Here is a 12116-nt window from a genome sequence, read left to right as displayed (position 1 = left end):
ACGATGCGAATTACTTGGCGCCCAGCGCCAGTTTGGCGACTTGTGGCGCCGGCTGGTAGCCCGGAATGACTTGTCCGTCAGCCAAAACGATGGCCGGTGTGCCGTTCACGCCAATCGACTGACCCAAAGCGAACTGTTTGGAAACCGGGTTCGCGCACTTGGCGGCCTTGATTTCCTTGCCATCGACCATTTTGTCCATGGCGGCTTTCTTGTCGGTCGAGCACCACACGGCTTGCAGTTGCTCGTCACCCGGCGAGCCGAGGCCCTGACGCGGGAACGCCACGTAACGCACTTCGATGCCGCGCTTGTTCAGCTCAGGCACTTCGGCGTGCAGCTTGTGGCAGTATGGGCAGGTGGTGTCGGTGAACACGGTGATGTGCGATTTGGTTTCGCCCACCGCCGGATACACCACGGTTTCGGCCACTGGAATGGCATTGATCAGTTTGGAGATGCCCAGGCGTTCGGTCTTCTCGGTCAGGTTGACCGGTTTGCCGTCCTTGAGCTGGAACAGGTAGCCCTGAACGATGTACTGGCCGTCGGCGCTGGCGTACAGCACGCGGCTGCCCTTGAGCTTGACTTCATACATGCCCGGCAACGGGCTGGCGCTGATGCTTTCTACCGGAACCTCGAGTTCGAGTTTTTCCAGGCTTTGACGAATGGCTTTGTCGGCCGCGTCATCGGCGACGGCAAAGGTGCTGACCAACGCAATGGCTGCGGCGGCGAAAATCTGGGTCAGACGCATGAGAACTCCTGAAGGCGGACAAATGAAACGGTCAGAACGCCCGTGCCGGAACACCGGGTCATAACCGTCCATCGTGCAAACCGGCAAAGCCTACCACATAAGGCTCGCATGGCCGAATGCGCCTGACACAAGACACTCAAGGCTGACTGGCACACATTATTGTGGTGAGGGGATTTATCCCCGATGCAGGCGCTGCGGTCGTAAATGGATACTTTGGTGTTTTTATTAAACCCAAAGTTTTTGGGGCTGCTGTGCAGCCCATCGGGGATGAATCCCCTCACCACAGGTAATGACTCCAACATTGAAGGTTGCATCAGCCTCTTGGGTGGTGTTTGGCGTGCAGATCTTGCAACCGCGCGCGGGCGACGTGGGTGTAGATTTGCGTAGTGGAAAGGTCACTGTGCCCCAGCAGCATCTGCACCACCCGCAGATCGGCGCCGTGGTTGAGCAGGTGCGTGGCAAACGCATGGCGCAAGGTGTGCGGCGACAGCGATTTGCCGATCCCGGCGACCTTGGCCCAATGCTTGATCCGGTGCCAGAAAGTCTGGCGGGTCATCTGCTCGCCGCGCTGGCTGGGAAACAGCACATCGCTGGGGCGCCCGCCGAGCAGCTCGCTGCGGCCATCGCGCATGTAGCGTTCGACCCAGACAATCGCCTCCTCGCCCATCGGCACCAGCCGCTCCTTGCTGCCCTTGCCCATCACCCGCAACACGCCCTGACGCAGGTTGACCTGCTCCAAGGTCAGGCTTACCAGTTCGGTCACCCGCAGACCACAGGCATACAACACCTCAAGCATGGCGCGATCACGCTGACCGATGGCTTCGCTCAGGTCCGGCGCCTTGAGCAGCGCTTCGACGTCGGCTTCCGACAACGATTTGGGCAACGGCCGGCCCAGTTGCGGCATGTCGACGCGCAAGGTCGGATCGACGCTGATCAGCTTTTCCCGCAGCAGGTAGCGATAAAAGCCACGCACACCGGAAAGAAATCTGGCGGTGGAGCGCGGTTTGTAGTTCTGCTCCAGACGCCAGGACAGGTGATCGAGGATCAACTCGCGACCGGCATTGATCAGCTCGAGGTTTTTCTCCTGTAGCCAGCCGTTGAACAGCGCCAGATCGCTGCGGTAGGCGCCGCGAGTGTTATCGGACAGGCCTTTTTCCAGCCACAGGGCGTCGAGGAATTGGTCAATCAGTGGATGGTCGATGGCAGGCATGGGCGCTCAAGACACACAACCTCCGGGGCCGTGCGCAAATGTAGAGTGAACTGTAGGAATGGCCGCTAGTCTTTCATAGCCCGCAATTTCAAGGAACAGGGAGCTTCAATGAACGAGCAGCAAATTCTCTTGGCATTTGGCGGGATCGGCGTCGCTGCGTTGGGTTGCCAGTGGCTGGCGTGGCGCCTGAAGCTGCCGGCGATTCTGTTTCTGTTGCTGACCGGGATTCTCGCCGGGCCGGTGCTGGGCTGGCTCGACCCGCAGGAAATGTTCGGCCCATTGCTGATGCCGCTGGTGTCGCTGGCGGTCGCGTTGATCCTGTTTGAGGGCAGTCTGACCCTGCACCTGTCGGAATGGCGCGAGATCGGCAGCGTCGTGCATCGGCTGGTGACAATCGGCGCGCTCACGACCTGGGTGGTGATTGCCGTCGCCACCCATTTTTTGCTCGGCTTCGACTGGCTGCTGGCGATCCTGTTCGGCAGCCTGACGCTGGTGACCGGCCCGACGGTGATCGTGCCGATGCTGCGGGTGGTGCGACCGAAAGCCTCGATCGCCAACATTCTGCGCTGGGAAGGCATCGTCATTGACCCGATCGGCGCCCTGCTCGCGGTGGTGGTCTACAGCTTCATCATTGCCCGCTCAGAGGGCAATGGCCTCGAACAGAGTCTGCTGACCTTTGGCGGCGTGATTGTCTGCGGTAGCGTATTCGGGGTGGTCGGCGGCTGGGTGCTGGGCACCATCATCCGGCGCCAGTGGTTGCCCGAGTACCTGCATAACCTCGCCTCGCTGGCGGCGGTGTTGGGGATCTTCATTGCATCCAATCAGGTGATGCACGAGTCCGGCCTGCTCGCGGTGACGCTGATGGGCATGTGGCTGGCGAACATGAAGGGCGTGGATGTGCGGCACATCCTGCACTTCAAGGAAAACCTCAGCGTACTGCTGATTTCCGGGTTGTTCATTCTGCTGGCGGCGCGGCTGGACCTGCATGCCCTGATCGGCCTCGGGCCGCTGGTGCTGATTCTGCTGCTGGTGATTCAACTGATCGCGCGCCCGTTGAACGTGTTGTTGAGCACCGCAGGTTCCAGCCTGAGCTGGCGTGAACGCGCCCTGCTGTGCTGGATCGCCCCGCGCGGGATCGTGGCGGCGGCAGTGTCGGCGATTTTCGCGATTCGTCTGGATCAAGCCGGGCACGAAGGTGCGCTGCTGCTGGTGCCGCTGACTTTCGCGGTGATCATCGGCACCGTGGTGCTGCAAAGTGCAACCGCTCGGCCACTGGCACGCTTGCTGAACGTCGCTGAACCGGCGCCGAGCGGCTTCCTGATCGTCGGCGCCAACGGCCCGGCGCGCCTGCTGGGTAAATCGTTGCAGCTACTGGGCAGCCGCGTGCTGCTGACCGATTCGAGCTGGGAGAATATTCGTGCGGCGCGCATGGAGGGTTTGCCGACGTACTTTGGTAACCCGGCTTCTCAGCATGCGGATGCGCATCTGGATCTGGTGGGGCTGGGGCATCTGCTGGCGCTATCGCCGTCGGGCGAACTGAACACCCTGGCGGCGATGCGTTTTCGACACGACTTTGGTCATCAACGCCTGTTTGGTCTGGCCAGTGGTCAGGAAAGTCGTCGCAGTGACAAGCATCGGGCAAGCCTGGAACATCGCGGCAATCAGCTGGGGAGCGAGGCGCTGACCTACGCCAAGCTGGCCAGCCTGATCAGCAACGGCGCCGAGGTCTACAGCACGACGCTGACGGACGGTTTCGGTTGGGAGGATTACCAGGCATTGCATGGCAATCGGGCGACGCTGCTGTTCATGCGCGATGACAGTGGCTGGGTGCATGTGGTGACGCCGGAGACCGTTTTGAAACCGGGATCCGGGTGGACGTTGTTGGCGTTGATTCAGCCTGAGAGCAGCGGTGCCTGAGCTGACGCATTCGCGAGCAGGCTCGCTCCCACAGTGATCGGAAATTGTGTCCGACACAAAGCCTGTGGGAGCGAGCCTGCTCGCGAATGGCGCGACTCGGTTCCAGATCAGGCTGCAAACCCAGGCAGCACCGGCACCGGCCGCTTGTCATCATCAATAGCGACAAAGCTGAACTGCCCATGAATCGCCTTCTCGCGGCCATCGCAACTCATGCTCTCGACAAACACTTCCACCTCGACCTTGAGGCTGGTATTGCCGACCTTGATCACTTTACCGACCAGTTCGACGATGGAGCCGGCCGGGATCGCGTGGTTGAAGTCGATGCGGTCGGTTGAAACAGTCACCAGCGGCAGGCGGCAGAAGCGGGTGGCGGTGATGAACGACACTTCGTCCATCCATGCCAGCGCGGTGCCGCCGAACAGGGTGTTGTGGTGGTTGGTGGTCGGCGGGAAGACGGCTTTGGTCACGCGGGTTACCGAGAGTTCGGTACGGCGCTGGATTTCCTGGTCGCGGGTGGTCATGGTTCTGGCCTGAAACAAAAATGCTGTGGATAAATTACAGGCAACAAAAAAGCAGCCCGTAGGCTGCTTTTTTCTGCATCGGAAGCTGGACTTAAGCCAGTTTTTCCTTGATGCGAGCTGCTTTACCCGACAGGTCGCGCAGGTAGTACAGCTTGGCTTTACGTACGTCACCGCGACGTTTGACAGCCATGCTGTCGATCTGCGGGGAGTAGGTCTGGAAAGTACGCTCTACGCCAACACCGTTGGAGATTTTACGAACGGTGAACGCACTGTTCACGCCGCGGTTACGCTTGGCGATTACAACGCCTTCGAACGCTTGCAGACGGGAACGATCGCCTTCCTTCACTTTCACCTGAACGACAATGGTGTCGCCTGGGGCAAAGGTAGGGATTTCTTTGGTCATCTGCTCTGCTTCGAGTGCAAGGATGATTTTGTTGGTCATGCTGTGCTCCTAAGGTAAATCAACTGATCTACCATCGATACGTTGTTAACTATCGTCCCGCTCGCGGATGTATTCCTCGAGCAGCTTCTTCTCTTCTCCAGAAAGCGAGCGGCTTTCCAGAAGATCGGCGCGTCGTTCATAGGTCCTACCAAGGGACTGCTGTAAACGCCAACGCCGGATATGCGCGTGATTGCCACTTAGCAACACGTCGGGAACACGCTGATCCGCATACACCTCAGGTCGGGTGTAGTGCGGGCAATCCAGCAGACCATCCGTAAAGGAATCTTCCTCAGCGGAATCCGCATGCCCTAAAGCTCCGGGCAGCAGTCGTGTAACCGCATCGATCATGACCATGGCCGGCAGCTCGCCGCCAGACAGTACATAGTCACCAATCGACCACTCTTCATCGACATGAGCCTCAATAAAGCGCTCGTCAATGCCTTCATAGCGGCCGGCAATCAGGATCAATGCATCCGATTTTGCCAACTCGCGTACCGCCGACTGAGTCAGTTGACGGCCTTGGGGGGACAGGTAAATCACCTTCGCCGCCTCCCCGGCTGCTGCCTTGGCCTGAACCAGAGCATCTTCCAGGGGCTTGATCTTCATCACCATGCCCGGACCACCGCCAAACGGGCGATCGTCCACAGTGTGATGCCGATCCGTCGTGTAATCCCGCGGATTCCAACAGGTCAGCTGCAACAGCCCCTGTTTGACCGCACGACTGGTAATGCCGTACTCACTGATGGCCGAGAACATCTCGGGGAACAGCGTAATGACGTCTACGCGCAGGCTGGCCATTGCTTAGAAGTCCGCGTCCCATTCCACCCGCATCACGCCTGCTTCCAGGTCGATTGCCAGCACGCATTGCTCTGTATAGGGCAACAACCGCTCGCGATCATCCAGGCTGCCCGCGCAGGGCTTGACCACCAATACATCGTTCGCGCCGGTCTCCAACAGGTGATCAACCTTGCCGAACAATTGCTCGTCCTGGTTGATGACGCTCAGACCCTGCAACTGGTACCAGTAGTACTCGTCGCCTGTCAGGTTGGGCAAAAGGCTTCGTGAGATGCAAATCTCGTAACCGCTCAGAAGACGGGCTTCATCGCGATCGTCGAGGCCTTTGAGCTTGGCAACCAGATCCTTTTGAGTGGATCGGCCGCTGACCAGCTCGACCTGTTTCACCACGCCTTCACGCCGAAGCGTCCAGTTGCGGTAGTCCAACAGGTTTTCAATCGGATCGGTAAAGGAAAAGACCTTCACCTCGCCGCGAACGCCGTGAACCGAAAAAATCTTGCCAACAACGATCAGGTCATCAGCTTTTTCTGGCGTCGCGCTCATACTGCTCAGGCTGCTGCCTTGGCAGATTCCTTCAGCAACTGAGCAACACGCTCAGAAGGCTGTGCACCAACGCTCAGCCAGTAGGCTACGCGCTCTTGGTTCACGGACAGACGGATTTCCTGACCACGGGCAACAGGGTTGAAGAAACCAACCTGTTCTTTGTGGGAGCCGTCACGCGGGTTACGCGAGTCGGTTACGGTCAGGTGGTAAAACGGGCGCTTTTTGGAGCCGCCAAGGGCAAGACGGATTGTTAGCATGTGAACATCGTTCCTGTAGTCGGTGCTGCAAATCTAAATGCACAGCGGGCATGGGTGCCCGAAAGGCCGCATATTCTAAGGAATATCCGGACTTTTGCAAATGACTTTTTCCGGGGCCTATGGCATGCCGTGCGGATTTGCATATAGAGCCGTCGATGAAAACGGCCGGTCAGCTCCCGCCGAGTGCGGGTTTGCTGTTGATCCTGCGTCCTTGCAGGGCCTGCGCCGGTGCGACGACCGGCGAAGTCATGGTGTCCTGAATCACATTTTCGGCATGCCGCCGCCGGGCAACATACCGCCCATGCCGCGCATCATTTTCGCCATTCCGCCTTTGGCGGTGAATTTCTTCATCATCTTCTGCATCTGCTTGTGCTGCTTGATCAAGCGACCGATGTCCTGCACCTGAGTGCCGGAACCCATGGCGATCCGGCGCTTGCGCGAACCGCTGATCAGCTCAGGGTCGCGGCGCTCGGCCGGGGTCATGGAGTTGATGATGGCTTCCATCTGCTTGAACTGCTTCTCTGCCGCGTTCTGGGCATTGCCCATTTGCGACAGGTTGACGCCGCCGATGCTCGGCAGCTTGTCCATGAGGCCGCCGAGGCCGCCCATGTTCTTCATCTGTTGCAGTTGATCGCGGAAGTCTTCGAGGTCGAAGCCCTTGCCCTTCTTCAGCTTCTTGGCCAGTTTGTCGGCCTTGTCCTTGTCGAGGGTCGCTTCAGCCTGTTCGATCAGGCTGAGCACGTCGCCCATGCCGAGGATCCGCGAAGCGATACGCTCGGGGTGGAACGGATCGAGCGCTTCGCTCTTCTCGCCCATACCGATGAACTTGATCGGCTTGCCGGTGATCGCGCGCACCGACAGTGCGGCACCGCCACGGGCATCGCCGTCGACCTTGGTCAGGATCACACCGGTCAGCGGCAGCGCATCACCGAAGGCCTTGGCCGTGTTGGCGGCGTCCTGACCGGTCATGGCGTCAACCACGAACAGGGTTTCCACCGGGTTGATCGCGGCGTGCAGCGCCTTGATCTCGCCCATCATCTCTTCATCGATGTGCAGACGACCGGCGGTGTCGACGATGACCACGTCGATGAATTTCAGTTTTGCTTCTTTAATAGCCGCGTTGGCGATGTCGACCGGCTTCTGGCTCAGATCGGACGGGAAGAACGTCACGCCGATGTCGTTGGCCAGGGTTTCCAGCTGTTTGATCGCAGCCGGACGGTAGATGTCCGCCGACACCACCATCACCGACTTCTTCTTGCGTTCTTTAAGGAAGCGCGCGAGTTTGCCGGCGGTGGTGGTTTTACCGGCACCCTGCAGACCGGCCATCAGAATGACGGCGGGCGGCACGGCGCTCAGGTTCAAGTCTTCGTTGGCCGCGCCCATCAGGCTTTCGAGTTCGGCCTGGACGATCTTCACGAAGGCCTGGCCCGGCGTCAGGCTGCGCGACACCTCGGTGCCGACAGCGCGCTCCTTGACCGAATTGACGAAGTCCTTGACCACCGGCAGGGCGACGTCGGCTTCGAGCAACGCCATGCGCACTTCGCGCAGGGTGTCTTTGATATTGTCTTCAGTCAGCTTCGCCTTGCCGGTGACATGGCGCAGCGTCTGCGAGAGACGGTCGGTTAAGTTTTCAAACATTGCGCGATCCTTTCAGGCCCTGTGTAGACCGGGATAATGGCGGCCCAGACCGGATTCAACATGTGCTCGGCGAGCCTGCGGCGTGGGCAGGTCGCGGATTATAGCGAAGACTGCGTCGGGCGGACACCTCGCACTTTCGTGGTGTGGCGGTTCTATGCCAAACTCAGCGCCTTTCGGGCCTGCCTAACAGGATTTATGCTCCCCTTGTCACCCAGTTTGCTGACTACCATCGCCGCCGCGCTTCTTTATGCCGCTGCGACCCTTTATCAGGGCACCCGCCTGGCCTCCGGCGCCAAGGCGAACAAGCGCCTGCTGGTTACGCTCGGCATCCTCGCCGTGCTCGCCCACAGCGCCAGCCTGCTCACTCACCTGCTGACGCCGATCGGCCTGGGCCTGGACTTCTTCAGCGCCGCCAGCCTGATCGCCGCGGCTGTCATCGCCCTGACGCTACTGGCCTGCTCGCGGATCCCGGTTGAAAACCTGCTGGTGCTGCTGTTCCCGCTCGGCGCGGCGACGGTGTTGCTGGCGCAGTTCGCCCCGGCCGGCACGGTACAAATCATCGACGAAGAACCGGGCATCCTCGCCCACATCCTGCTGTCGATCCTCGCCTACGGCATGTTCACCATCGCGGTGTTCCAGGCCTTGCTGCTGCTGGTGCAGGATCACCAGCTCAAGCACAAGCACCCGTCGGGCCTGATCAAGAATTTCCCGCCACTGCAAACCATGGAAAGCCTGCTGTTCGGTTTCCTCTGGGCCGGCTGGACGCTGCTGTCGCTGTCGCTGATCTCCGGCTGGCTGTTCGTCGAGAACCTGTTCGCCCAGCATCTGGTGCACAAGACCCTGCTGGCGTGCCTGGCCTGGATCGTGTTCAGCGTGCTGCTGTGGGGCCGCAATCGCCTCGGCTGGCGTGGCCACAAGGCGATTCGCTGGACTCTCGCCGGTTTCTGCCTGCTGATGTTGGCGTATTTCGGCAGCAAACTGGTTCGTGAATACATCCTGCACATCTGACGGGCGGCATAAATGGACGGTTTGCCCATAGGGCCGATGCTCGCGGTATTTGTCCTGCTGATTTTATGGTCGGGGCTGTTTACCGCCGTCGAAATCGCGCAGCAGCACTTGCTCGCGCAACGCACCGCCTCGCGCGCCAGCGATAAGCCGCTGGCGAAGCTGAGCTTCCCGCTCGACAGTCTGATCCTGTGCAACACCCTGTGCCGCGCCCTCGCGGTGGTCATTGCCACACTGCTGGCAATCTTCCTTTGCGAAGAAAACGGCCCGTGGGCCGCCTGCCTCGGCGCCGGTGCCGTGTTGCTGGTGTTTGCCGACTACTTTCCGCGCACCGTGGCCCAGCGCTATCCGGATGCAGTGCTGTCGTTCGGCAACACCCTGCTGGCCGTTCCGCTGAAGATCCTTTACCCGCTGGCCTGGCTGCTGAGCCGCATCAGCGGTCTGCTGCTGCGGCCCTTCGCGCGCAAACCACAGGTGGTGCAGCAAAGTGAAGACGAAGAACCTGCCGACCCGAACGACGACCCGGAACACCCGTCTCGCACCCACCCGGTCTCAGGAATCCATGCGCTGGACAACATCACGGTCAACGACATTCTGGTGCCACGGAGCGATGTCGACGGCATCAACCTCGACGACTCGATCGAAGCAATCGTCGAACAACTGCGCCACAACAAGCGCACGCGCCTGCCGGTGTTCCATAGCGACATCAATCAGGTCGAAGCGGTGCTCAACACCCGGCAGATCCGCCATCTGCTCAACGATGGCCAGCTGACCCGCGAAGCGCTGCTGGCGGCCAGCTACGAGCCGTACTTCGTTCCGGAAAGCACCCCGCTGCAACTGCAACTGCTGAACTTCCACAAGCAGCAGCGCCGCTTGGGCATGGTGGTGGACGAGTACGGCGAAGTGCTGGGCATCGTCACTCTGGAAGACATTCTCGAAGAAATCGTCGGCGAATTCGAAAGCGAGCACAGCCTCGACAACCCGCACATTCATCCGCAACCCGACGGCCGCATGGTGATCGACGGCACCGCATCGATCCGCGAGTTGAACAAATGCCTGGGCTGGCACTTGCCGAGCGACGGTCCGAAAACCCTCAACGGCCTGGTGACCGAAGCGCTGGAGACCATTCCGGACAGCGCGGTGTGTCTGAAGATCGGGCGCTATCGGCTGGAGATTCTCGAGACCGAGGACAACCGGGTGAGCAAGGTGTTGATCTGGCATACGAGCGCGGTGCCTGCTTTGGTGCCGGCCAGATAAAAGATCAAAAGATCGCAGCCTTCGGCAGCTCCTACATTTGGGAATGCGTTCCTCTGTACTCTGTAGGAGCTGCCGAAGGCTGCGATCTTTGCTCTTGTTCATTCGTTAGCCCCCTTCCTATAATCGAGCCGCTTACCCAAGCGCCGCCGAGCCCTGTGCTTACCCCGCACGCCAACGGTTTCGGTAATTTTCCGCACCACCCCGACGACTGTTCCTACTCGAAACAGCGCTCGCGTCTCATCCCACATCCCTGGGTGTTCAACCATAATAATTCGCTCCAACGGAGCTCATGACTGTCAGGGATCACCGCATGACGACCAGTACCGCTTACAGCGCCACCGCGCCTGCCCAGCCGACCAACTCCGCCACCCGCGTGGCGACAGCGAGTTTCATCGGCACCGCCATCGAGTTCTACGACTTCTACGTTTACGCCACGGCCGCCGCGCTGGTTATCGGGCCGGTGTTCTTTCCGCAGACGTCCGGCACCGCGCAGATGCTTTCGGCGTTTCTCACCTTCGGCATCGCCTTCCTCGCCCGCCCGCTGGGTTCGGCTTTGTTCGGCCACTTCGGTGACCGCATCGGGCGCAAGTCGACACTGGTCGCCTCGCTCTTGCTGATGGGCGTGTGCACCACGCTGATCGGCGTGCTGCCGGGTTACGCCAGCATTGGCGCCTGGGCCCCTATTCTCTTGTGCGTGCTGCGTTTCGGTCAGGGTTTGGGATTGGGTGGCGAATGGGGTGGCGCGGCGTTGCTGGCCACGGAGAATGCGCCCAAGGGCAAACGGGCGTGGTTCGGCATGTTTCCGCAGCTTGGCCCGTCGATCGGCTTTCTTGCAGCCAACGGCCTGTTTCTGACCCTGGCCATGACCCTCGATGACGAGCAGTTTCGCAGTTGGGGCTGGCGGATTCCGTTTCTGCTCAGCGCGGCACTGGTGATGGTCGGCCTGTATGTGCGCTTGAAACTCCACGAAACCCCGGTATTCGCCAACGCCATCGCCCGTCAGGAGCGAGTGAAGGTGCCGCTGGTCGAGCTTTTCACCCAGTACTGGGCTCCAACCCTGCTCGGCGCGGCGGCGATGGTGGTGTGCTATGCGCTGTTTTATATCTCGACGGTGTTTTCCCTGAGCTACGGCGTGTCCACCCTCGGCTACAGCCGTGAGACGTTCCTTGGACTGCTGTGTTTTGCCGTGCTGTTCATGGCCGCGGCAACACCGTTGTCCGCCTGGGCGAGTGACCGTTACGGGCGCAAACCGGTGCTGATCGTTGGCGGCGTGCTGGCGATTCTGTCCGGGTTTCTGATGGAGCCGTTGCTGACGCAAGGTTCGACCTGGGGCGTGGCACTGTTCCTGTGCATCGAGCTGTTCCTGATGGGGGTGACGTTTGCCCCGATGGGCGCGCTGCTGCCGGAACTGTTTCCGACCCACGTGCGCTATACCGGCGCATCGGCCGCTTACAACCTCGGCGGGATCGTCGGCGCCTCGGCGGCTCCGTTCTTCGCGCAGAAACTGGTGGCAATGGGTGGTTTGAGTTATGTCGGCGGGTATGTGTCGGCGGCGGCAGTGCTTAGCCTGATTGCTGTGCTGTGTCTGAAGGAAACGCGTGGCAACGATTTGAATCAGGTTGCCTGACGGAAGATCAAAAGCTTCGCGAGCAGGCTCGCTCCCACATTGGATCTGTGGTGTACACAAAACCAATTGTGGGAGATTCTATGTTGCTCAGCAACCCTAGAATCTCAAACTGATCGGTATTCGCCCTGATTCTTCATCAGGGTGAATGCCACTCGGCAGAGC

At 60.2% G+C, this 12116-nt stretch carries 12 protein-coding genes; 4 read left to right on the top strand and 8 right to left on the bottom strand.

The features are described from left to right. Positions 1-10: 10 nt before the first annotated feature. On the bottom strand, positions 11-742 hold the full coding sequence (dsbC, locus tag HDC30_RS25825; RefSeq protein WP_007967782.1) for a bifunctional protein-disulfide isomerase/oxidoreductase DsbC: 732 nt from the start codon (positions 740-742) through the stop codon (positions 11-13). A 313-nt stretch (positions 743-1055) separates the two neighbouring features. Then, positions 1056-1952 carry a site-specific tyrosine recombinase XerD gene (gene xerD / locus HDC30_RS25820; protein ID WP_096795208.1) on the bottom strand — a complete coding sequence of 299 codons (897 nt, stop codon included), beginning with the start codon at positions 1950-1952 and terminating at the stop codon, positions 1056-1058. A gap of 108 nt (positions 1953-2060) precedes the next feature. Here xerD and HDC30_RS25815 point away from each other — a divergent pair, with 108 nt between their 5' ends. Further along, the gene (locus HDC30_RS25815; protein ID WP_183785704.1) at positions 2061-3869 is read left to right on the top strand and encodes a sodium:proton antiporter; all 1809 of its coding nucleotides are present in this window, start codon (positions 2061-2063) and stop codon (positions 3867-3869) included. 107 nt (positions 3870-3976) lie between these two features. On the opposite strand, the gene HDC30_RS25810 is transcribed toward HDC30_RS25815, so the two are convergent. From HDC30_RS25810 to ffh, 6 genes are all read right to left on the bottom strand, one after another. Continuing rightward, positions 3977-4390, bottom strand: a complete 414-nt coding sequence (locus HDC30_RS25810; RefSeq protein ID WP_007908981.1) for an acyl-CoA thioesterase — start codon at positions 4388-4390, stop codon at positions 3977-3979. A gap of 91 nt (positions 4391-4481) precedes the next feature. Further along, a complete protein-coding gene (rplS, locus tag HDC30_RS25805) occupies positions 4482-4832 on the bottom strand; it encodes a 50S ribosomal protein L19 (protein ID WP_003175895.1) in 351 nt (116 codons plus the stop codon). Positions 4833-4877: 45 nt separating this feature from the next. Beyond that, a complete protein-coding gene (gene trmD, locus HDC30_RS25800; protein ID WP_003221981.1) occupies positions 4878-5630 on the bottom strand; it encodes a tRNA (guanosine(37)-N1)-methyltransferase TrmD in 753 nt (250 codons plus the stop codon). A gap of 3 nt (positions 5631-5633) precedes the next feature. Continuing rightward, positions 5634-6170, bottom strand: a complete 537-nt coding sequence (rimM, locus tag HDC30_RS25795) for a ribosome maturation factor RimM (RefSeq protein ID WP_047601381.1) — start codon at positions 6168-6170, stop codon at positions 5634-5636. A 5-nt stretch (positions 6171-6175) separates the two neighbouring features. Continuing rightward, positions 6176-6427: a 30S ribosomal protein S16 gene (gene rpsP, locus HDC30_RS25790; protein WP_003185073.1), complete on the bottom strand. Its 252-nt coding sequence runs from the start codon at positions 6425-6427 to the stop codon at positions 6176-6178. A 261-nt stretch (positions 6428-6688) separates the two neighbouring features. Next, positions 6689-8065 (bottom strand): signal recognition particle protein, encoded by a 1377-nt coding sequence (gene ffh, locus HDC30_RS25785; RefSeq protein WP_007967791.1) that lies wholly within the window; start codon positions 8063-8065, stop codon positions 6689-6691. A gap of 195 nt (positions 8066-8260) precedes the next feature. Between ffh and HDC30_RS25780 the strand changes: the two genes are divergently transcribed. The 3 genes from HDC30_RS25780 to HDC30_RS25770 all read left to right on the top strand — a co-directional run bounded on the left by HDC30_RS25780 (position 8261) and on the right by HDC30_RS25770 (position 11954). Beyond that, positions 8261-9073, top strand: a complete 813-nt coding sequence (locus tag HDC30_RS25780; RefSeq protein WP_027610969.1) for an inner membrane protein YpjD — start codon at positions 8261-8263, stop codon at positions 9071-9073. Positions 9074-9085: 12 nt separating this feature from the next. Next, a complete protein-coding gene (locus HDC30_RS25775) occupies positions 9086-10327 on the top strand; it encodes an HlyC/CorC family transporter (RefSeq protein WP_183785702.1) in 1242 nt (413 codons plus the stop codon). 310 nt (positions 10328-10637) lie between these two features. Then, positions 10638-11954, top strand: a complete 1317-nt coding sequence (locus HDC30_RS25770; protein WP_027610967.1) for an MFS transporter — start codon at positions 10638-10640, stop codon at positions 11952-11954. Positions 11955-12116: the final 162 nt, after the last annotated feature.

This window comes from Pseudomonas sp. JAI115 (assembly GCF_014200835.1).
Classification (GTDB): domain Bacteria; phylum Pseudomonadota; class Gammaproteobacteria; order Pseudomonadales; family Pseudomonadaceae; genus Aquipseudomonas; species Aquipseudomonas putida_A.
This window is presented reverse-complemented; position numbering and strand designations above follow the sequence as displayed.